The organism is Rathayibacter sp. VKM Ac-2762 (assembly GCF_009866585.1).
GTDB lineage: Bacteria > Actinomycetota > Actinomycetes > Actinomycetales > Microbacteriaceae > Rathayibacter.
Map to the genome: position 1 here is coordinate 1,103,204 of NZ_CP047419.1, position 22,238 is coordinate 1,125,441.

Below are 22,238 nucleotides of genomic sequence, written 5' to 3' on the forward strand. Positions count from 1 at the left end.
AGATGACCACCGAACGCCGCGTGCTGGTCCACCGAGACAAGCAGACCCTCGCCGGCTCGGTCGCCGCCCGGTTCCTCACCAAGACGATCGACGTCCTCGACGACCTGGGTTCGGCGAACGTCGTGCTCACCGGAGGGACGATGGGAGCCGCCACGCTCAAGGAGATCGGCTCCTCATCCGCCGCCGGCAACGTGGACTGGTCGCGCGTGCACTTCTGGTGGGGCGACGAACGCTGGGTGCCCCGCGGCCACGAGGACCGCAACGACGTCCAGGCCGGGGACCTCTTCAGCGTCCTCGATGTGCCGGCGGCGAACGTGCACTCCTACCCGGCCTCGGACGAGGGCCTGGACCTCGACGGCGCCGCCGCTGCCTACGACGCGGAGCTGCGCGAGCACGCCTCCGAGGGGCGCGACTACCCGCGCTTCGACATCACCTTCCTCGGTGTCGGGCCGGACGGGCACATCGCGTCGCTGTTCCCCGAGCGCTCCGCGATCCGCTCCACGACTCCCGGCGTCCTCGCCGTCCGCAACTCGCCGAAGCCGCCGCCGGAGCGCCTCACCCTCACGCTGCCGCTGATCAACCAGTCGGACCGCATCTGGATGGTGCTCGCCGGCGCCGACAAGGCCTCGGCCCTGGGCCTCGCGCTCGCGGGTGCCAGCACGAACGAGGTGCCCGCGTCGGGCGCGTTCGGTCGCAAGCGCACGGTGTTCTTCGTCGACCAGGAGGCTGCGGCCGAGGTCCCCGAGTCGCTCATCGCTCCGAGCTACTGAGCCCGGTCCGAAACGACGGAAGGCCCGTCCCCCGAGGGGGCGGGCCTTCCGTCGTTCGTCGTGCGGTGAGGATCAGGACGGGGTCGCGGTGCCGCGTCGGGCGCGCAGCTGCTGCAGCGCCTCCTCGAGGAGCTGAGCCGCCTCGGCCTCGGTGCGGCGCTCCTTCACGTAGGCGAGGTGCGTCTTGTAGGGCTCGGTCTTCGCGACCTGCGGCGGGTTCGCCCGGTCGCGGCCCGCGGGGAGACCGGACTGCGGCGAGTCGATCACCTCGGGGATCTCGTCCTCGGGGAGGGCCGCCGAGAAGTGGCGCACCGTCTCGTTGCCGAGAGCGTCCCAGTAGGAGACTGCGACGCGCTCCGCGTGGAAGCCCCGGTCCTGCTCGCCCATGGGTCCTGCGCCGACGCGCGAACCGCGGATTGCACTGCCGCCTGATGCCATTGCGAGTACCCCTATGCTCCGGTGGTGAACTTGGTGATGAGTCCGAGCACCACGATGCAGGCCAGCCAGACGACGCCCAGGATCACGGTGATGCGGTTCAGGTTGCGCTCGGCGACGCCCGACGCGCCGAGGTTGGAGGTGACTCCGCCCCCGAACATGTCGGACAGACCGCCGCCGCGCCCCTTGTGGAGCAGGATCAGCATGGTGAGCAGGAGGCTCGTGATGCCCAGGATGACCTGGAGCACGACCTGGAGGATGTCCACGCGGTACCTTTCGAAGTTCTGGCGCGTTGCGCGCCCCGACGAGTATAACGGCGCCTGCGAATCCGCGAGGAATGCGTCGTCCCGTGTTCGGGGCGATGTATACGAGTGTCCGTCGAGGGGCGGAGCGGGTGGCCTCGTCGCGGTGCCCTCGACAACCTCTCCAGTCGCCGGACCGCGAGCCTGTGATCCACGTACTTTCGGATCGATCGAGCCGAACGCGCCACGCTCTCGGAGGGCACCCCGCGAGGAGCTGACGGCACCGGACCGGCCAACGCGTGAAGCCGGTGTGGGATCTTCCGAGGCGAACCGGTGATCCGCGTTTCACCGGATCGACGTAGCCGGGCGCATCCCGCTCTCGGAACCACGTCCGGTCGCGGAGCCGACCGCGCCACGCCGCGCAGGGAGCGGCGTGGACGACAGCGAGGCGAACAGGCGATCCGCGTCCCAGCGGATCGACGTAGCCGGACGCATCCCGCTCTCGGAACCGCGCCCCGTCGCGAGGCCGACCGCGCCACGCCGCGCACGGAGCGGCGTGGACGACAGCGAGGCGAACAGGCGATCCGCGTCCGAGCGGATCGACGTAGCCGGACGCATCCCGCTCCCGGAACCGCGCCCCTTCGCGAAGCCGACCGCGCCACGCCGCGCAGGGAGCGGCGTGGACGACAGCGAGGCGAACCGGCGATCCGCGTCCCAGCGGATCGACGTAGCCGAACGCATCCCGCTCTCGGAACCGCGCCCCGTCGCGAAGCCGACCGCGCCACGCCGCGCGGGGAGCGGCGTGGACGACGAGAGGGCGGGCCCGATAGGCCCGCCCTCTCGTCGCAGCAGCTCAGACCCCGACGTGGTTCCGGAATCGCGCGATCGCCGCGAACTCGTCGACCTGGAGGCTGGCGCCTCCGACGAGTGCTCCGTCGACGTCGGGCTCGCGCATGAAGCCGGCGATGTTGCCGGACTTCACGGAGCCGCCGTAGAGGATGCGGGTCTTCGCGGCGGTGTCGGCGCCGAGGACGTCGGCGACGACTCCGCGGAGCGCCTTGCAGACCTGCTGGGCCTGCTCGGGCGTCGCGGCCTGTCCGGAGCCGATGGCCCAGACCGGCTCGTAGGCGACGACGAGGTCGGCGTCCGCGGGGAGGCCGGTGAGGGCCTCCTTCAGCTGGGCGACCGGCACGGCCGACGGGCCGTGCTTCTCGAGGTCCTCCGCGGTCTCGCCGACGCAGATGATCGGAGCGACGCCGTGATTGACGGCCGCAGCCGACTTGGCGGCGATGTCCGCGTCCGTCTCGCCGTGGAGCGTGCGACGCTCCGAGTGGCCGACGATCACGTAGTCGCAGTCGAGCTGCTTCAGGAACTGGCCCGAGATCTCGCCGGTGTAGGCGCCGCTGTCGAACTTCGAGACGTCCTGCGCGCCGTACTTGAGCGGCAGCTTGTCAGAGTCGACGAGGATCTGCACGGGCCGGAGGTCCGTGAAGGGCGGGAACACCGCGACCTCGACACCGTCGAAGTCGTGATCGGCGTCCTTGAGGCTCCATGCCAGCTTCTGCACGAAGGCGATGGCCTGGAGGTGGTCCAGGTTCATCTTCCAGTTGCCGGCGATGAGCGGGGTGCGGGCGGCGGTGTCTACCATCCGAGGACCTCCAGTCCGGGGAGGCGCTTGCCCTCGAGGAATTCGAGGCTCGCTCCGCCTCCCGTCGAGATGTGGCCGAACTGGTCGTCGCGGAACCCGAGGGCGCGGACGGCCGCGGCGGAGTCGCCTCCGCCGACGACGCTGAGACCGTCGACCTCGGTGAGCGCCTGCGCGACGGTCTTGGTGCCCGCCGCGAACGGCTCGAGCTCGAAGACGCCCATGGGGCCGTTCCAGAACACCGTCTCGGACGCCGCGATGATCTCGGCGAAGTGCGCGGCGGTGTCCGGTCCGATGTCCAGGCCGAGGCCCTTCTCACCGAAGGGCGTGCCCTCGATCGCGTCGGCCGAGGCGACCTGGTGCTCGGCGTCGGGGCCGAACTCCGACGCCACGACGACGTCCGTCGGCAGGACGATCTCCACGCCCAGCTCCTTCGCCTTCGCGAGGTAGCCGAGCACGGTGTCGACCTGGTCCGCCTCCAGCAGGCTGGCGCCGACCTCGTGGCCCTGGGCCTTGAGGAAGGTGAAGAGCATTCCGCCGCCGATGAGGATCGAGTCGACCTTCGGCAGCAGGTGCTCGATCACGCCGAGCTTGTCCGAGACCTTCGAGCCGCCGAGGACGACCGCGTAGGGGCGCTCGGGCTTCTCGGTGAGCCGCTCCAGCACCTCGAGCTCGGCCGAGATCAGCGTGCCGGCGGCGCTGGGGAGAAGCTCGGCGAGCTCGTAGACGCTCGCCTGCTTGCGGTGCACGACGCCGAACCCGTCGGAGACGAAGGCGTCACCGTAGGCGGCCAGCTTCTCGGCGAAGGTGCGGCGCTCGGCCTCGTCCTTGCTCGTCTCGCCGGCGTTGAACCGGAGGTTCTCGAGGACGACGACCTGGCCGTCCTCGAGGGCGTCGACGGCGGCCGAGGCCGCCTCCCCGACGGTGTCCTCGGCGAAGGCCACCGGAGCGTCGAGCAGCTCGCCGAGGCGGGCGGCGACGGGAGCGAGGCTGTACTTCGCCTCGGGCTTCCCCTCGGGGCGCCCGAGGTGGCTCACGACCACGACTCGGGCGCCCTCGGAGACCAGACGCTGGAGCGTGGGCACCGACGCGCGCACGCGGCCGTCGTCCGTGATCGTTCCGTCCTTCAGGGGGACGTTCAGATCGCAGCGGACGACGACGCGCTTGCCTGCGAGGGAGCCCAGTGAGTCCAGAGTGCGGAGCGTCACTGCGCGCAGCCCTTAGAGCTTGCCGGCGACGAACTCGGTGACGTCGACGAGGCGGTTGGAGTAGCCCCACTCGTTGTCGTACCAGGAGGCGACCTTGACCTGGCTGCCGATGACCTTCGTGAGGCCCGCGTCGAAGATCGACGAGTGCGGGTCGGTCACGATGTCGCTCGAGACGATCGGGTCCTCGGTGTACTTGAGGATGCCCTTGAGGTCTCCCTCGGAGGCCGCCTTGTACGCCGCGTTGATCTCCTCGACGGTGGCGGGCTTGGTCAGCTCGACGGTGAGGTCGGTGATCGAGCCGGTCGGGACCGGGACGCGGAGGGCGTAGCCGTCGAGCTTGCCGACGAGCTCCGGGATGACCAGGCCGAGCGCCTTGGCGGCACCGGTCGAGGTCGGGATGATGTTGACGGCGGCGGCGCGGGCGCGACGCAGGTCGCTGTGCGGGCCGTCCTGGAGGTTCTGGTCGGCGGTGTACGCGTGGACCGTGGTCATCAGGCCGCGCTCGATGCCGAAGTTGTCGAGCAGCACCTTGGCGAGCGGCGCGAGGCAGTTCGTGGTGCAGGACGCGTTCGAGATGATGTCGTGCGTCGCGGGGTCGTAGGTGTTCTCGTTCACGCCGAGGACCAGGGTCGCGACGTCGCTGCCGGTGGCGGGAGCGGAGACGATGACCTTCTTGGCACCCGCGGTGATGTGCTTGCGCGCGTCCTCCGACTTGGTGAAGCGGCCGGTCGACTCGATGACGACGTCGACTCCCAGCTCGCCCCAGGGGAGGTTCGCGGGGTCGCGCTCCTCGAGGACGATGATCGGCTTGCCGTTGACGACGATGCGGTCGCCGTCGAGCTCGACGGTCGCGTCGAGGCGGCCCGTGATGGAGTCGTACTTCAGGAGGTGCGCGAGGGCCTTGTTGTCGGTGAGGTCGTTGACCGCGACGATCTCGAGGTCGCTGCCCTTGGCGAGGGCTGCACGGAAGAAGTTACGGCCGATACGGCCGAAGCCGTTGATGCCGATCTTGACGGACACAGATATCTCCTGGTGAGGAAAGGCACCTCGACGGTGCAGTGGAGGGGTGGAAGCCGACGACAGGGCGTCCCGGACGCGGGGCCCGGGACGCCGAGATCGCTACGACAGTAGCAGCAGGCCCGAAGTCTTCTCGCGGGCCTTCTCGAAGCGCGCGGAGACGTCGGCCCAGTTCACGATGTTCCAGAACGCCTTGACGTAGTCGGCCTTCACGTTGACGTAGTCGAGGTAGAAGGCGTGCTCCCACATGTCGAGGAGGAGGACCGGGACGGTCGCCGCGGCGAGGTTGCCCTGGTGGTCGTAGAGCTGCTCGATGATGAGCTTCTCGCCGAGCGAGTCCCAGGCGAGGATCGACCAGCCGGAGCCCTGGATGCCGAGGGCCGAGGCGGTGAAGTGGGCGCGGAACTTGTCGAACGACCCGAAGTTGTCGTCGATGGCCGCGGCGAGCTCGCCGACGGGCTTGTCGCCGCCGTCCGGCGAGAGGTTGTTCCAGAACACGGTGTGGTTCACGTGACCGGCGAGGTTGAAGGCGAGGTCCTTCTGGAGCTTGTTCACGTTCGCGAGGTTCTCGCTGTCGCGAGCCTCCTGCAGCGAGGCGAGGGCGGTGTTCGCCCCGGCCACGTACGTCGCGTGGTGCTTGTCGTGGTGGAGCTCCATGATCCGCCCACTGATGTTCGGCTCGAGGGCCGAGTAGTCGTAGGGCAGTTCGGCGAGCGTGTAGTCAGCCATGTGCGATCTCCTGTTCGTGGTCGTCGCTCCCGTGCGACCCGCCGGCGTCTCGGCGTCCTCCGCGAGGCGGAGGAGGAGGGCCGGGAGTGTCCTGAGCGACCCGATCAGTCTAGCGAGGGGGCCCCTCCGCGTTCGGAGGGCTTGCGTTGTTCGACCAGGAGACACTCAGCGTTCGCCGGGCGGGGCACGCCGTGCGGCCGGGCCTACAGGTCCTGCAGCTCGGCCGGGAGGTTCGCGTCGGTGCCCGGGATGTCGAGGTCGGACGCGCGCTTGTCGGCCATCGCGAGGAGGCGGCGGATGCGGCCGGCGACGGCGTCCTTCGTCATCGGCGGATCGGCGTGGTGGCCGAGCTCGTCGAGGCTCGCGTCGCGGTGCGCGAGGCGCAGGCGCCCGGCGTAGCGGAGGTGCTCGGGGATGTCGTCGCCCAGGATCTCCATCGCGCGCTCGACACGGGCGCACGCCGCGACGGCGGCCTGGGCGGAGCGGCGGAGGTTCGCGTCGTCGAAGTTGACGAGTCGGTTCGCGGTCGCCCGCACCTCGCGGCGCTGGCGCAGCTCCTCCCAGCTCGCGACGGTCGCGGTCGCGCCCATCAGGGTGAGCATCGCGCTGATGCTCTCGCCGTCGCGGATGACGACCCGGTGGACGCCGCGCACCTCGCGGGACTTGGCCTGGACGCCCAGGCGTCCAGCGGCTCCGACGATCGCCATGGCCGCCTCGTTGCCGGGGCAGACGATCTCGAGCGCCGCGGAGCGGCCCGGGTCGGTCAGCGAGCCCTGAGCGAGGAAGGCGCCGCGCCACAGGGCGGCGAGCTCCTCGCGGGAGCCGGTCGTGAGGCGGTTGGGCAGGCCGCGGACGGGCCGGCCCCGCTGGTCGAGGAGGCCGGTCTGCCGGGCGAGGGTGTCCCCGCCCTCGACGACGCGCACCAGCCAGCTCGTGGTCCTCCGGGATCCGCCGGCCGAGACGATGCTGCCCTCGCTGCGGACGCCGTACAGCTCGGCGAGGTCGCGGCGCACGCGGGTCGCGAGCGGGGCGGAGTCGAGCTCGACCTCGACCGCGAGGCGGTTGGAGATGATGTGCAGTCCTCCGGAGAAGCGGAGGATGGTCGCCAGTTCGGCGGCACGGACGGTGTTCTTGCGCGAGACGATCGCGACCAGTTCGCCCTTGACGTCTGCGGTGAGGGCCACGGAGTCTTCCTTACGTCGGGTGCGCGGCTGAGCGCGCGGGGATCATTCTCGGCCGAGGTCGCGGTGCGCCACGTTGACGGCGACGCCCGGCAGCTCGGCCAGACGGGCCGCGACACGGCCCGCGACCGCGACGGAGCGGTGCTTGCCTCCCGTGCAGCCGATCGCGATGGTCGCGTGGCGCTTGTTCTCGCGCTGGTAGCCGTCGAGCACGGGGCGCAGGGCCCGGGAGTAGGAGTCGATGAACTCCTCGGCGCCCTGCTGGGCCAGCACGTAGTCTCTCACCTCTTCGTCGAGACCCGTGTGCGGACGCAGCTCCGGGATCCAGTACGGGTTCGGCAGGAACCGCGCGTCGGCCACCATGTCGGCGTCCGTCGGCAGCCCGTACTTGAAGCCGAAGCTCATCACCGTGACCTGGAGGCCCGCGCGGCCGGCCTCGGCGAAGCGCTCGGTGATGCTGGTGGCCAGCTGGTGGATGTTGAGATCCGAGGTGTCGATGACGATGTCGGCCGACTCCCGCAGCTGAGCGAGGCGCGTCCGCTCGGCGGAGATGCCGTCGAGGAGGGTCCCCCGGCCCTGCAGCGGGTGCGGACGGCGCACCTGCTCGAAGCGACGGACGAGCGCGGCGTCGGTGGCCTCGAGGAACACCACTCGGAGGTCGACCCCGGCGCGCAGCTCGCGGACGATGTCGCCGAGGTCCTCGAAGAAGTCGCGTCCGCGGACGTCGACGACCGCCGCGATCTTCGGCAGCGTGTCCCCTGCACGCTGCGCCAGGTCGACCAGCGGGCGCAGCATCTGCGGCGGCAGGTTGTCGACGACGTACCAGCCGAGGTCCTCCAGCGCGTTCGCGGCCGTGGACCGGCCCGCTCCGGACATCCCCGTGACGATCAGCACGTCCTGCTGCTCGCTCTCCGTGCTCATGCGCTCTCCGTGCTCGTGTCTGCTCGTGTCCTCGGTGCCGGGCACCGGCCGCTCTCCCCCGGAGCGCGGGCCTCCAGCCTAGGGCGTGCCCCCGACGGCGGACCCGTCCGGATGCAGGTGCGCGTGGATCGCGCCCGCCAGCGTCGGGCCGATGCCCTTGACCTCGGCGATCTCGGCCTCGCCCGCCTCGCGGAGCCGGGCGACGGATCCGAAGTGCTTCAGCAGGTCGCGGACTCGCGTGCCTCCGAGCCCGGGCACCTCGGCCAGCTGCGACGAGATGTCGCGCTTGCGACGCGTCCTCTGGTGGGTGATCGCGAAGCGGTGCGCCTCGTCGCGGATGCGCTGGAACAGGAAGAGCGCATCGCTGTTGCGCGGCAGGATGACGGGGAAGTCGGAGTCCGGCAGCCAGATCTCCTCGAGGCGCTTGGCGATCCCGCAGAGGGTGATGCCGGTCACCCCGGACTCGTCGAGCGCGCGCTGCGCCGCCGCGACCTGCGGCTGGCCGCCGTCGACGATCAGCAGCTGCGGGGGGTACGAGAACTTGCGCCGCTTGGCCTCGCCGGTCTCGGGGTCGACCGCCGCGGGCTCGACCGGCTCGCGGAGGTAGGCGAGGCGGCGGGTGAGCACCTGGTGCAGCGACTCGGTGTCGTCCGTCGACTCCGCGATGGAGAACCGCCGGTACTGGTCCTTCCGCGCGAGCCCGTCCTCGAAGACCACCATCGAGGCGACGATGTTGGTGCCGCTGAGGTGGGAGACGTCGTAGCACTCCATCCGGAGCGGCGCCTCGCTCATGCCGAGGGCGTCGCGGATGTCCTCCAGAGCCTGCGTCCGAGCGGTGAAGTCGGCGGAGCGGCGGGTCTTGTAGAGCATCAGCGAGTGCTTCGCGTTCTGCGTCGCCGTCTCGAGGAGGGCGGCCTTGTCTCCGCGCTGGGCCGCTCGGAGGCGCACGTTCGTGCCGCGCAGTCCGCTCAGCCACTCCTCGAGCGCCTCGGTGTCCTCGGGCAGCTCCGGCACGACGACCTCCCGGGGCGGGACGTCGCCGGTCTCGTAGGCGGCCTGGAGGGCCGTGTCGACGAGCTCCGCCGTGCTCATGTCGAGCTCCTTGTCGACGACCCAGCCCCGCTCGCCGCGGATGCGCCCGCCGCGGACCCGGAACTGCTGCACGGAGGCGGCGAGCTCGTCGTGGACGATCGCGTAGAGGTCGACGTCCACGTTGTCCTTGAGCACGACCGCGCTCTTGGCGAGGACCGCGTCGAGGGCGGCGGCCTGATCGCGCAGCTTGCCGGCGCGCTCGTACTCCATCGCCGCGGCGGCCTCGCGCATCTCCTTCTCGAGCTCGCCGATCATCCGGCGGTCGTGGCTGCCCATGAAGGCGACGAAGCGGTCGACCATCTCGCGGTGCTCGGCGAAGGTGACGCGGTGGGAGCAGGGCCCGCCGCAGCGGCTGATCTGCGACGCGAAGCAGGGCTTGCCGCTCTGCATGGCGCGCTTGTAGTTGGAGTCGTTGCAGGTCCTGATCGGGAACGCCTTGATCATCAGGTCGATCGTCTCGTGGATCGCCCAGATCTTCGGGTAGGGCCCGAAGTAGCGGGCCTTCCTGATCTTGGCGTTCCGCGTGACCATCACCCGCGGGGCCTCGTCGCCGAGCGTCACCGCCATGTAGGGGTAGGACTTGTCGTCGCGGAACTTGACGTTGAAGGGTGGATCGAACTCGTTGATCCAGGTGAACTCGAGCTGCAGGGCCTCGACGTCGGTGCCGACGACGGTCCACTCGACGCCGGAGGCCGAGGTGACCATCCGCCGGGTGCGCTCGTGCAGGCTCGGCAGCGGGGCGAAGTAGTTGCTCAGCCGCGCGCGGAGGTTCTTGGCCTTGCCCACGTAGAGCACCCGCCCCCGGGCGTCCGTGAAGCGGTACACGCCCGGGAGGGTCGGGATCTCACCCGGCTTCGGCCGGAAGTCGACTGTCTGCGCCATGCCTCTCGCTCGCGTCAGCCGAGGATCTCGGCGAGGAACATGCCGGTGTGGCTGCCCTCGACCTTCGCCACGTGCTCGGGGGTGCCCACCGCGACCACCTGTCCGCCGCCGGCGCCGCCCTCGGGACCCATGTCGATCAGCCAGTCGGCCGACTTGATGACGTCGAGGTTGTGCTCGATGGTGATCACCGTGTTGCCCTTGTCGACCAGGCCGTTGAGGACGAGGAGGAGCTTGCGGACGTCCTCGAAGTGCAGGCCCGTCGTCGGCTCGTCGAGCACGTAGACGCTGCGGCCGTTGGAGCGGCGCTGGAGCTCGGTCGCCAGCTTGACGCGCTGCGCCTCGCCGCCGGAGAGCGTGGTCGCGCTCTGCCCGAGGCGGACGTAGCCGAGGCCCACCTCCACCAGCGTGCGGAGGAAGCGGTGGATCGCCGTGATCGGCTCGAAGAAGTCGGCCGCCTCGGCGATCGGCATGTCGAGCACCTCGGCGATGTTCTTGCCCTTGTAGTGCACGGTCAGTGTGTCGCGGTTGTAGCGCGCTCCCCCGCAGACCTCGCACGCCACGTAGACGTCGGGCAGGAAGTTCATCTCGATCTTGATGGTGCCGTCGCCCGAGCAGGCCTCGCAGCGGCCGCCCTTGACGTTGAAGCTGAAGCGTCCGGGCAGGTACCCCCGCGCCTTCGCCTCGGTGGTCTCGGCGAAGAGGTTGCGGATGCGGTCGAACACGCCCGTGTAGGTGGCGGGGTTCGAGCGCGGCGTGCGGCCGATCGGGTTCTGGTCGACGTGCACGACCTTGTCGAGGTTCTCGAGGCCGGTGACGCGCGTGTGCTTGCCCGGCACCTTGCGGGCGCCGTTGAGCTGGTTGGCGAGCACGCGGTAGAGGATGTCGTTCACGAGGGTGCTCTTGCCGGAGCCGGAGACCCCGGTGACCGCGACGAACGTGCCGAGCGGGAACTCCGCGTCGACCTTGCGGAGGTTGTTGGCGTTCGCCCCGACGACCTTGATCATCCGCTTGCGGTCGATCTTCCGCCGCTTCTTCGGGACCTCGATCGCCTTGCGGCCCGAGACGTAGTCGCCGGTCAGCGAGTGGGTGTTCTCGAGCAGCGACTCGTAGGAGCCGGAGTGCACGACCTTGCCGCCGTTGACCCCGGCGCCCGGGCCGATGTCGACGATCCAGTCGGCGGTGCGGATGGTGTCCTCGTCGTGCTCGACCACGATCAGCGTGTTGCCCAGGTCGCGCAGCTTGATGAGGGTGTCGATCAGGCGGCGGTTGTCGCGCTGGTGCAGGCCGATGCTCGGCTCGTCGAGCACGTAGAGCACGCCGGTCAGCCCGGAGCCGATCTGGGTCGCCAGGCGGATGCGCTGCGCCTCGCCGCCCGACAGGGAGGCGGCGGCGCGCGAGAGGTTGAGGTAGTTGAGCCCGACCTCGATGAGGAAGTCGATGCGCGCGCGGATCTCGCGCAGCACCTGCGCGGCGATGTGCGCCTCGCGGTCGGTCAGCTCGAGCCGGCTCATGAAGTCCTGGGCGTCGCCGAGGCTGAGGTCGGCCACGTCCGCGATGCTCGCCCCGTGCACGAGCACGGCGAGCACCTCGGGCTTGAGGCGGGAGCCCTTGCACACGGGGCAGGGCACCTCGCGGAGGAACTCGGACCAGCGGGTGCGCTGGACGTCGGTCTCGGCCTGGACGAACTGGCGCTCGATGTAGGGCACGACGCCCTCGAAGCCCGAGGTGTAGCTCATCTCGCGGCCGTAGCGGTTCTTCCACTTGACCTTGACCTCGAAGTTATCGCCGTGGAGGACGGCCTGCTGCACCTCGGTGCTGAGGCGCTTCCACGGGGTGGTGAGCGTGAAGCCGAGGTCGCGGGACAGGCCGTCGAGCAGCTTCTCGTAGTACTGGAACAAGCCCTTGCCCTGGGTGGTCCAGGGGATGATGACGCCCTCGGCGATGCTCAGGTCGGGGTCGCCGAGCAGCAGCTCGTCGTCGACCGACATGCGCGTGCCGAGGCCCGAGCACTCCGGGCAGGCGCCGAAGGGCGCGTTGAAGGAGAATGTCCGCGGCTCGATCTCGGTCAGCGAGATCGGGTGGTTGTTGGGGCAGGACAGCTTCTCGGAGTAGGTGGTCCAGGCGCCGTCGCCCTCGCCGTCGACGTAGTTGATCTGCACGATGCCGTCGGTGAGCCGCAGGGCCGTCTCGAGCGAGTCGGTGAGGCGCCCGAGGATGTCGGGGCCGGCCACGAGCCGGTCGACCACGACGGAGATGTCGTGCTTGTACTGCTTCTTGAGCACCGGCGGCTCGCTCAGCTGGACGAGCTTCCCGTCCACCATGGCGCGGGAGTAGCCGCCCGCGGTCAGCTCCTTGAAGAGGTCGACGAACTCGCCCTTCTTCTGCGAGACGACGGGGCTGAGGATCTGGTAGCGGGTACCGGTCTCGAGCTCCATCAGCTGGTCGGCGATCTGCTGCACGGTCTGCGCGGAGATCCGCTCGCTGCAGATGGGGCAGTGCGGGACGCCGATGCGCGCCCACAGCAGACGCATGTAGTCGAAGATCTCGGTGATCGTGCCGACGGTCGAGCGCGGGTTGCGGTTCGTCGACTTCTGGTCGATCGAGACCGCGGGGCTGAGGCCCTCGATGAAGTCGACGTCCGGCCGGTCCACCTGCCCGAGGAACTGGCGGGCGTACGCGGAGAGGGACTCGACGTAGCGCCGCTGGCCCTCCGCGAAGATCGTGTCGAAGGCCAGGGAGGACTTGCCCGAGCCCGAGAGACCGGTGAACACCACCATCGAGTCGCGCGGGATCTCGAGGTCGACGTTCTGCAGGTTGTGCACCCGCGCGCCGCTCACCACCAGCTTCGAGGACGACTCGTCGAGCGAGGAGACGAAGCGGTGGAAGGAGGGAGAGGGGGTGGAGGAGGGGTCCGTAACGGCGTTCAGGATCGACACTCCGAAAGTGTATGCGGAGCCACCGACATCGCCCGTGGCGTTCGCTGGGCGCTGATCCGCGGGCCCCTCCCCTTGCGGATCAGCGCCCCCGATCAGGACAGGTGCCCGGCCTTCTCCATCTGGCGGAGCTCGCGCTTGAGCTCCTGGACCTCGTCCCGCAGCCGGGCCGCGAGCTCGAACTTGAGCTCGCCCGCCGCCTGGAGCATCTGCCCGTTGAGGTCGGAGATGATCGCCTCGAGGTCGTTGCCGCCGTTCGCGGCGAGACCCTGACGGCGCAGGTTCGGCGTCGGGCTCTTCTTCTTGGCGTCGCGCCCGGCGAGCAGCTTGGCGGTGTCGGCCCCCTCGCGGGCGAGGGCGTCGGTGATATCGGCGATCTTCTTCCGCAGCGGCGTCGGGTCGATGCCGTGGTCGAGGTTGTAGGCGACCTGCTTCTCGCGTCGGCGGTCGGTCTCGTCGATCGCGAGCCGCATCGAGTCCGTCACCTTGTCGGCGTACATGTGGACCTCGCCCGAGACGTTGCGCGCCGCACGGCCGATCGTCTGGATGAGCGACGTGGACGAGCGGAGGAAGCCCTCCTTGTCGGCGTCGAGGATCGCCACGAGCGAGACCTCGGGCAGGTCGAGCCCCTCGCGCAGCAGGTTGATGCCGACCAGGACGTCGTACACGCCCGCTCGCAGCTCCGAGAGGAGCTCGACGCGCCGCAGGGTGTCGACGTCGGAGTGCAGGTAGCGGACCCTGACGCCGGCCTCCGTGAGGAAGTCGGTGAGCTCCTCGGCCATGCGCTTCGTCAGCGTCGTGACGAGCACGCGCTCGTCGCGCTCGGTGCGGCGCTTGATCTCCTCGAGCAGGTCGTCGATCTGGCCCTTCGTCGGCTTGACGACGATCTCGGGATCGATCAGGCCGGTCGGGCGGATGATCTGCTCGACGATGCCGTCGGCGATGCCCATCTCGTAGCGGCCCGGGGTCGCCGAGAGGTAGACGGTCTGACCGACGCGCGACTTGAACTCCTCCCACTTCAGGGGCCGGTTGTCCATCGCCGAGGGCAGGCGGAAGCCGTGCTCGACCAGCGTGCGCTTGCGGGACGCGTCGCCCTCGTACATCGCACCGATCTGCGGCACCGTCACGTGCGACTCGTCGATCACGACGAGGAAGTCGTCCGGGAAGTAGTCGAGCAGGCAGTGCGGGGCCTCGCCCGACTCGCGGCCGTCGATGTGGCGGGAGTAGTTCTCGATGCCGGAGCAGAATCCGATCTGCTGCATCATCTCGAGATCGAAGGTCGTGCGCATCCGCAGGCGCTGCGCCTCGAGGAGCTTGTTCTGCTTCTCGAGGTCGGCCAGGCGCACCTCGAGCTCCTGCTGGATGGTGTCGATCGCACGGTGCATGACGTCCTGGCTGGCGACGTAGTGCGAGCCGGGGAAGACCGACACGGAGTCGAGCTTCCGGACGATGTCGCCGGTGAGCGGGTGGAGCGTGTAGAGCGCCTCGATCTCGTCGCCGAACATCTCGATCCGGATCGCGAGCTCCTCGTACATCGGGATGATCTCGATCGTGTCGCCCCGCACCCGGAAGGTGCCGCGGGCGAAGTCGACGTCGTTGCGCGCGTACTGCATCGACACGAACTTGCGGATGAGGCGGTCCCGGTCGACCCGCTGGCCGACCTGGAGCGCCACCATCGCCTCGAGGTACTGCTCGGGCTGGCCGAGGCCGTAGATGCACGAGACGGTCGACACCACGATCACGTCGCGGCGGCTCAGGAGCGAGTTCGTGGTGGAGTGGCGCAGCCGCTCGACCTCGGCGTTGACCGAGCTGTCCTTCTCGATGAAGGTGTCGGTCTGCGGGACGTAGGCCTCGGGCTGGTAGTAGTCGTAGTACGAGACGAAGTACTCGACGGCGTTGTTGGGGAACAGCTCGCGGAACTCGTTGGCGAGCTGCGCGGCGAGGGTCTTGTTGTGCGCGAGCACGAGCGTGGGGCGCTGCACGGCCTCGACGAGCCAGGCCGTGGTCGCGGACTTGCCGGTTCCGGTGGCGCCCAGCAGGACGACATCGGTCTCGCCGGCGTTGATGCGGGCGCTCAGATCGGCGATCGCGCCGGGCTGGTCACCGCTCGGCTTGTACTCGCTGATGACCTCGAACGGGTGCACGGCACGGGTTGGCTCCATGATTCGAAGCGTAGCCGCGACCACCGACACCGGACGGCGCGTGCGCTGGCGGCGAACGGGGGTGCGCTCTCCGGCCGGGCCGCTCGGCCACGAGGGCGGGTGTCCGGGACGGACCGTCAGCGGGCGAGACGCTCCCACAGCGCGTCGGTCCGAGCGAGCGTCTCCTCCAGCGTGCCGGAGGAGTCGATCACGACGTTGGCGAGGGCGAGGCGCTCCTCGTCGCTCGCCTGCGACGACACCCGCGCACGTGCCTCCTCCTCGGTCAGTCCCCGGAGGGCGACGAGACGCTCGATGCGGAGGTGCTGCGGCGCGTGCACGACGACCACCTCGTCGAACTCCCCCGCTCCGCGGCCCTCGGCCAGGAGGGGGACGTCGTAGACGACCACCGCTGCCGGGTCCGCCGCCGCGGCCTCCGCGAACAGCCGCTGCGAACGGAGGGTCACCGCCGGATGGGTGATCGCATTGAGGTCGGCGCGGGCCGCCGCGTCCGAGAAGACGATCGCGCCGAGCGCCGGGCGGTCGAGCGCGCCGTCCGCGCCGATCACGGACGGGCCGAAGCGCTCGGCGATCGCCGCCAGCGCCGGCTCCCCCGGCTCGACGACCTCGCGCGCGAGGACGTCGGCGTCGACCACCACCGCTCCGTGCTCGGCGAGACGGCGGGCGACGGTGGACTTGCCCGAGGCGATGCCTCCGGTGAGGGCGACGAGATGCACCCGGCCACCCTACCCAGCGCCGTCGCCCGGAACGCCGAACGGCCGGCCCCCGAGGGGACCGGCCGTTCGATGCGATGTGCTCGCGATCAGTTGTTCGAGGACAGCTTCTCGCGGAGCGCGGCGAGCGACTCGTCGTCGGCGAGGGTGCCGCCGGTGGTCGACTCGCTGGTGAAGCCGGCGCCGACCGAGACGCCCTCGGAGACGGTGGCCGCCTCCTCCTGCGACTTGGCCACCTGGGCCTTGTGGGCCTCCCAGCGCGCCTGAGCAGCGGCGTACTCCTGCTCCCAGGCCTCGCGCTGCGACTCGAAGCCCTCGCGCCACTCGTTGGTCTCGGGGTCGAAGCCCTCGGGGTACTTGTAGTTCCCCTGGTCGTCGTACTCCGTGGCCATGCCGTAGAGCGCCGGGTCGAACTCGGTGCCCTCGGGGTCGACGTTCTCGTTCGCCTGCTTGAGCGAGAGGGAGATGCGGCGACGGTCGAGGTCGATATCGATGACCTTGACGAACACCTCTTCGCCGACCGACACGACCTGCTCGGCGAGCTCGACGTGCTTGCCCGACAGCTCTGAGATGTGGACGAGGCCCTCGATGCCGTCCGCGACGCGGACGAAGGCACCGAACGGGACCAGCTTCGTGACCTTGCCCGGCGCGACCTGTCCGATCGCGTGGGTGCGGGCGAAGACCTGCCACGGGTCCTCCTGGGTCGCCTTGAGCGAGAGCGACACGCGCTCGCGGTCGAGGTCGACCTCGAGGATCTCGACGGTGACCTCCTGGCCCACCTCGACGACCTCGGAGGCGTGCTCGATGTGCTTCCAGGAGAGCTCGGAGACGTGGACGAGACCGTCGACGCCGCCGAGGTCGACGAACGCACCGAAGTTGACGATCGACGACACGACGCCCTTGCGGACCTGACCCTTGTGCAGGTTGTTCAGGAACGTGGTGCGGCTCTCGGACTGGGTCTGCTCGAGGAGCGCGCGACGCGACAGGACCACGTTGTTGCGGTTCTTGTCGAGCTCGAGGATCTTCGCCTCGATCTCCTGGCCGAGGTACGGCGTGAGATCGCGGACGCGGCGCAGCTCGATGAGCGAGGCCGGGAGGAAGCCGCGGAGGCCGATGTCGACGATGAGACCGCCCTTGACGACCTCGATGACCGAGCCGGTGACGACGCCGTCCGACTCCTTGATCTTCTCGACGTCGCCCCACGCGCGCTCGTACTGCGCACGCTTCTTGGACAGGATCAGGCGACCCTCCTTGTCCTCCTTCTGGAGGACGAGGGCCTCGACGCTGTCGCCCACGTTGACGACCTCGGAGGGGTCGACGTCGTGCTTGATGGAGAGCTCGCGCGAGGGGATGACGCCCTCGGTCTTGTAGCCGACGTCGAGGAGGACCTCGTCGCGGTCGATCTTCACGACGGTGCCTTCGATGAGGTCTCCGTCGTTGAAGAACTTCAGAGTCTTTTCGACCGCGGCAAGAAAGTCTTCAGCAGACCCGATGTCGTTGATCGCGACCTGCTTGGTTGCCTTGTCGGTCGTTGCGGTTGTCATTAAGGGATGCTCCAGGATGGATGGGTCTCGGGCGGCGGCCGCCTGCGGGCCTCGCGGCTCGGCGGAGTGGTGACCACTGCGGTGGTGAGGGATGTGCCTCCGGCCCGGGAGCCGCGCTCGGCCGGCCGGAGGACCGGCCTTCCTCGCGCGCCGCGGGCACGGCGGCGCCACAGATGTGACACCCCAGCTTAGACGCCCCGGGAGGCGCACGGCAATCTCGCCGCGCCCGTCCAGGCGCGGGTTCCGGAGTCAGCCGGCGAGGGAGGAGCGGAGGGTGTCGAGACCGACGCCGCCGAGGTCGAGCGCCCTCCGGTGGAAGGCCGCGAGCGAGAACGCGGCGCCCTCGCGCGCCTCCGCCTCGTCGCGCAGCTGCTCCCAGATCCGCTGCCCGATCTTGTAGGACGGAGCCTGCCCCGGCCAGCCGAGGTACCGGTTCACCTCGAAGCGCACGAACGCGTCGTCCATGTTCACGTTGGCCCGCATGAAGTCGAGGGCCGACTCGGCGGTCCAGACGGTGCCGGAGCCCGGCATCGGCTTCTGGAGGTGCACGCCGATGTCCAGCACGACGCGCGCCGCGCGCATCCGCTGGCCGTCGAGCATGCCCAGGCGGTCGGCCGGGTCGTCGAGGTAGCCGAAGCGCTCCATCAGCCGCTCCGCGTAGAGCGCCCAGCCCTCGGCGTGGCCGGAGGTCCCGGCGAGCTGACGGCGCCAGGTGTTGAGGCGGGCGCGGTTGTGGACGGCCTGGCCGATCTGCAGGTGATGGCCCGGGACGCCCTCGTGGTAGACCGTGGTCAGCTCCCGCCAGGTGGCGAACTCGGTGACTCCGGCCGGGACCGACCACCACATCCGCCCCGGGCGCGAGAAGTCGTCGCTCGGACCGGTGTAGTAGATGCCGCCCTCCTGGGTCGGCGCGATCCTGCACTCGAGGCGGCGCACCTCCTCCGGGATGTCGAAGGCGGTGCCGGCGAGCTCGCGGACGGAGCGGTCGCTGGTCTCCTGCATCCAGGCCTGCAGAGCGTCGACGCCGTGCAGAGTGCGGGCCGGGTCCGCCTCGAGGTGGGCGATCGCCTCGGCGACGGAGGCGCCGGGCAGGATCTCGCGCGCGATCGCCTCCTGCTCGGACGTCATGCGGGCCAACTCCTCGATCCCCCACTCGTAGGTCTCGTCGAGGTCGACGACAGCGCCGAGGAAGCGGCGGGAGTGCAGCGCGTACAGCTCCCGGCCGACGGCGTCCTGCTCGGTCGCGGCGGGGGCGAGCTCGCCCCGGAGGAACTGCGCGAGCGACCCGTAGGCGGCCGAGGCACGGCGGGCGCCGTCCTCCAGTCGCTGAGCGAGCGACGCGGGCAGGGATCCGGCGGCGGGAGCGGCCTCCGCGGCCAGCTCGGCGAAGAACCCCCGGGGAGCGGCGATCTTCCGCGCCTGCTCGGCGACGAGCTCGACCTGGCGGCGGGCGGGGACCACGCCGGTGCGGATCCCCTCGCGCAGGGTCTCCGCGTAGCCCTCGAGGGCGGCCGGCACGGCCAGCAGCCGCTCGGCGACCGCCTCCCAGTCGGCGACCTCGTCCGTCGGCATCAGGTCGAAGACGTCGCGCAGCTCCTGCGCCGGGGACGCGATCACGTTGAGGTCCCGCAGCGGCAGACCGGCGTCGTGCCCCTCCAGGGAGAGCCGGAGCTCGGCGCCGAGGTCGGCGGCCGTGACGCGGTCGACGTCGTCCACGGGGTCGGCGGCCTCGAGCTCGGCGAGGGCCGAGGCGGTCGCCGCCCGGGCCTGCTCGAGACCGGCCGGCGAGTAGTCACCCAGACGGCCGTTCGCGCCGCTGCGTCCGATCGCGGTGCCGAGGGTGGGGTCGAGGTCGACGAGCGTGTCGACCCAGCGCTCGGCGACGGCGTCGACGGCGGTGGGCTCGCGGGGGGTGTCGGTGCTCATGCCTCCGAGCCTAGCCAGGCGCTGCGGCCGGCTCAGTGCGCGGCGACGTCCCAGTCGGACCCGTGGCCCACCTGCACCTCGAGCGGGACGCTCAGGTCGGCGGCTCCCGCCATCCGGCCGCGGACGACCGCCTCGAGCGGCTCCTCCTCGCCGGGGGCGACGTCGAAGATGAGCTCGTCGTGCACCTGGAGGAGCATCCGCGAGCCGAGCCCCTGCTCGTCGAGGTCGGCCTGCACGCCGATCATCGCCCGCTTCATGATGTCGGCGGCCGAGCCCTGGATCGGCGAGTTGAGCGCCGCCCGCTCGGCGTTGTCGCGGAGGACGCGGTTCGCGCTCTGCAGGTCGGGGAAGGGACGCCGGCGACCGAAGATCGTCTCGGTGTAGCCGGTCTCGCGGGCCTGCTCGACGACGCTGCGGAGGTAGTCGCGCACCGCGCCGAAGCGGACGAAGTAGTCGGTCATCAGCTGCTTGGCCTCGGCGCTCGAGATGCGCAGCTGCTTCGACAGGCCGAAGGCGCTCAGGCCGTAGGCGAGACCGTACGACATCGCCTTGACCTTATTGCGCATGGCCGAGGTGACGTCGCCCGGATCGACGCCGAAGATCCGCGATCCGACGAAGCGGTGCAGGTCCTCGCCGGAGTGGAAGGCCTCGATCAGCCCGGCGTCCCCGGAGAGGTGCGCCATGATCCGCATCTCGATCTGCGAGTAGTCGGCGGTGAGGAGGGTGCTCGCGTCCGCTCCGTGGACGAAGGCGGTGCGGATGCGGCGGCCCACCTCGCTGCGGACGGGGATGTTCTGCAGGTTCGGGTCGTTGGAGGAGATCCGGCCGGTGGCCGTGCCGGTCTGGTCGTAGCTGGTGTGGATCCGGCCGTCGGCGGTGACCGACTTCTCGAGCGTCTCGATGATCTGCTTGAGCTTGGTCGCGTCGCGGTGCTCGAGGAGCAGCCCGAGGAACGGGTGCGGGTGGGACTCCTGCAGGTCAGCGAGGGCGGAGGCGTCGGTGGTGTAGCCCGTCTTCGTGGCCCGGGTGCGCGGCATGTCGAGCTCCTCGAAGAGGACCTGCTGCAGCTGCTTGGGCGAGCCGAGGTTCATCTCGTGGCCGATCTCGGCGAACGCGCGGCTCGCGAGGTCGGCGGCCGAGACGGTCAGCTCGGCGCGGAGGCGCGCCAGCACGTCGGCGTCGATCGCGACGCCGGTGAGCTCCATCGTCGCGAGGACCTGGACGATCGGCAGCTCGATGTCGACGAGCACCGAGAGCATCCCCTCGCCCAGCCGCTCGCGCAGCGGAGCGACGAGCCGGTACGCGTACCAGGCCTCGGTGGCGGGCCCCATCGGCTCGACGGTGGGGACCAGCTGGTTCGGGTCGCCCTGCGCCATGGTCTCGTCGAGGTGCTGCGCGACCTGCGCCGCGAGCGTGGCCGGGTGCCCGGTGGGCTGCACCAGCCAGGAGGCGACGCGGGTGTCGAACGCGAGCCCCGCGACGGGGAGTCCGGCCCTCCGCAGCGCCTTGATCTGGGGCTTCGCGTCGGCGAAGTACTTGGGGGCGGGCCCGGCCAGCCACTGCTCGAGCGCGGTGTAGTCGGGCCGCTCGGCGGCCCACGGGACGAACGCCGTCTCCTTCTCGACCGCGAGACCCACACCCTCGAGCCCGCCGGCTCCGAGCAGGACCTGCACGGCGACGGGCGCGGTGCCCTTCGCCGACACGCGGTCGAGCCAGTGCGCGAGCTCCTCGTCGACCAGGGTGCGGACGGCGGGCGCTGAGGTCGTGACCACGTCGCCCGCCAGGGCCGCGGCGGCGCCGTCGACGCCCTCCTCCGCGGCGATCGTGAGGACCCGCTCCTGCAGGGTCTTGAACTCGAGGCGGCTGAAGATCTCGCGGACCGCGTCGGGATCGATCGGACGGCGCGTCAGATCGTGCGGCCCGAGGGGGAGCTCGACGTCCGTCACCAGCCGGTTGAGGCGGCGGTTGCGGAGCGCGTTCTCCTTCTGCTCGCGCAGCTTCTCGCCGACCACGCCCTTGATCTCGTCGGCGTGGGCGATGATGTCGGCGACCGTGCCGTACTGGTTGACCCACTTCGCGGCCGTCTTGGGGCCGACCTTGTCGACGCCGGGCAGGTTGTCGCTGGTCTCGCCGACGAGCGCGGCGATCTCGGGGTACTGGTGCGGCTCGACGCCGTACTTCTCGAAGACCTTGTCGCGGTCGTAGCGGGTGAGCTGCGAGACGCCCTGGGTGGAGGGGTAGAGCAGGGTGACGTCCGGAGTCACCAGCTGGATGGTGTCGCGATCGCCCGAGACGACCAGCACGCGGAAGCCGGCCTCGGCCCCCTGGCGGGCGAGCGTCGCGAGGATGTCGTCGGCCTCGAAGTCCTCCTTCGAGACGGTCCGGATGTTCATGGCGTGCAGCGCCTCCTCGAGGAGGGGGACCTGGCCCTTGAACTCGGGCGGCGTCTCGCCGCGGGTGCCCTTGTACTCCGGGTACTCGCGCGTGCGGAACGAGTAGCGGGAGATGTCGAACGCGACGCCGAGGTGGGTCGGCTTCTCGTTCTTCAGCAGCAGGATCAGCATCGAGAGGAAGCCGTGGATGGCGTTCGTGTGCTGGCCCTCGCGGGTCTGGAAGCTGTCGACCGGGAGCGCGTAGAACGCCCGGAACGCCAGGGAATGGCCGTCGACGAGCAGGAGGGTAGGCTGTTCCGGATCTGACACAGGGCCAGACTACACAGCGCCTCCGACACCGGATCGGCCCGCTCGCGCCCGCCGGTCAGGGCCGCTCCGAGGCTCCAGCGCGAGGAGCGACGTGACCGAGCCGACCCCCACCACGACCGCCTGGATCCGCCCGCCCGCG

At 70.3% G+C, this 22,238-nt stretch carries 16 protein-coding genes; 1 reads left to right on the plus strand and 15 read right to left on the minus strand.

The annotated features are described in order from the left end of the window. Positions 1-2 precede the first annotated feature (2 nt). The gene (pgl, locus tag GTU71_RS05200; RefSeq protein ID WP_104221917.1) at positions 3-770 is read left to right on the plus strand and encodes a 6-phosphogluconolactonase; all 768 of its coding nucleotides are present in this window, start codon (positions 3-5) and stop codon (positions 768-770) included. 72 nt (positions 771-842) lie between these two features. On the opposite strand, the gene GTU71_RS05205 is transcribed toward pgl, so the two are convergent. The 15 genes from GTU71_RS05205 to polA all read right to left on the minus strand — a co-directional run bounded on the left by GTU71_RS05205 (position 843) and on the right by polA (position 22,099). Beyond that, the gene (locus GTU71_RS05205) at positions 843-1,208 is read right to left on the minus strand and encodes an RNA polymerase-binding protein RbpA (protein ID WP_055791968.1); all 366 of its coding nucleotides are present in this window, start codon (positions 1,206-1,208) and stop codon (positions 843-845) included. Between the two features lie 11 nt (positions 1,209-1,219). Then, positions 1,220-1,471, minus strand: coding sequence for a preprotein translocase subunit SecG (secG, locus tag GTU71_RS05210; RefSeq protein ID WP_104221915.1), 252 nt, complete (start codon positions 1,469-1,471; stop codon positions 1,220-1,222). 829 nt (positions 1,472-2,300) lie between these two features. Further along, on the minus strand, positions 2,301-3,095 hold the full coding sequence (gene tpiA / locus GTU71_RS05215; protein WP_104221913.1) for a triose-phosphate isomerase: 795 nt from the start codon (positions 3,093-3,095) through the stop codon (positions 2,301-2,303). Further along, positions 3,089-4,300 (minus strand): phosphoglycerate kinase, encoded by a 1,212-nt coding sequence (locus GTU71_RS05220; RefSeq protein WP_159939437.1) that lies wholly within the window; start codon positions 4,298-4,300, stop codon positions 3,089-3,091. The genes tpiA and GTU71_RS05220 overlap by 7 nt, the downstream gene beginning before the upstream one ends. Before the next feature lie 12 nt (positions 4,301-4,312). Next, positions 4,313-5,320, minus strand: a complete 1,008-nt coding sequence (gene gap / locus GTU71_RS05225; protein ID WP_104221909.1) for a type I glyceraldehyde-3-phosphate dehydrogenase — start codon at positions 5,318-5,320, stop codon at positions 4,313-4,315. A 99-nt stretch (positions 5,321-5,419) separates the two neighbouring features. Next, on the minus strand, positions 5,420-6,046 hold the full coding sequence (locus tag GTU71_RS05230) for a superoxide dismutase (RefSeq protein WP_104221907.1): 627 nt from the start codon (positions 6,044-6,046) through the stop codon (positions 5,420-5,422). 203 nt (positions 6,047-6,249) lie between these two features. Beyond that, a complete protein-coding gene (whiA, locus tag GTU71_RS05235; protein ID WP_104237489.1) occupies positions 6,250-7,230 on the minus strand; it encodes a DNA-binding protein WhiA in 981 nt (326 codons plus the stop codon). 42 nt (positions 7,231-7,272) lie between these two features. After that, entirely contained in the window at positions 7,273-8,148 is an 876-nt protein-coding gene (gene rapZ, locus GTU71_RS05240) for an RNase adapter RapZ (RefSeq protein WP_097166020.1), read from the minus strand. 78 nt (positions 8,149-8,226) lie between these two features. Next, a complete protein-coding gene (gene uvrC / locus GTU71_RS05245) occupies positions 8,227-10,122 on the minus strand; it encodes an excinuclease ABC subunit UvrC (protein ID WP_159939438.1) in 1,896 nt (631 codons plus the stop codon). A 14-nt stretch (positions 10,123-10,136) separates the two neighbouring features. Beyond that, the gene (gene uvrA, locus GTU71_RS05250) at positions 10,137-12,962 is read right to left on the minus strand and encodes an excinuclease ABC subunit UvrA (protein WP_244229661.1); all 2,826 of its coding nucleotides are present in this window, start codon (positions 12,960-12,962) and stop codon (positions 10,137-10,139) included. Between the two features lie 188 nt (positions 12,963-13,150). Next, positions 13,151-15,217, minus strand: a complete 2,067-nt coding sequence (gene uvrB, locus GTU71_RS05255; RefSeq protein WP_104221901.1) for an excinuclease ABC subunit UvrB — start codon at positions 15,215-15,217, stop codon at positions 13,151-13,153. 116 nt (positions 15,218-15,333) lie between these two features. Then, positions 15,334-15,930 (minus strand): dephospho-CoA kinase, encoded by a 597-nt coding sequence (gene coaE, locus GTU71_RS05260; protein WP_159939439.1) that lies wholly within the window; start codon positions 15,928-15,930, stop codon positions 15,334-15,336. Positions 15,931-16,016: 86 nt separating this feature from the next. Next, entirely contained in the window at positions 16,017-17,471 is a 1,455-nt protein-coding gene (rpsA, locus tag GTU71_RS05265) for a 30S ribosomal protein S1 (RefSeq protein ID WP_104221897.1), read from the minus strand. A 249-nt stretch (positions 17,472-17,720) separates the two neighbouring features. Continuing rightward, the gene (locus tag GTU71_RS05270; RefSeq protein ID WP_104232643.1) at positions 17,721-19,397 is read right to left on the minus strand and encodes a DUF885 domain-containing protein; all 1,677 of its coding nucleotides are present in this window, start codon (positions 19,395-19,397) and stop codon (positions 17,721-17,723) included. A gap of 32 nt (positions 19,398-19,429) precedes the next feature. Further along, the gene (gene polA, locus GTU71_RS05275) at positions 19,430-22,099 is read right to left on the minus strand and encodes a DNA polymerase I (RefSeq protein ID WP_104347762.1); all 2,670 of its coding nucleotides are present in this window, start codon (positions 22,097-22,099) and stop codon (positions 19,430-19,432) included. Between the last annotated feature and the right edge of the window lie 139 nt (positions 22,100-22,238).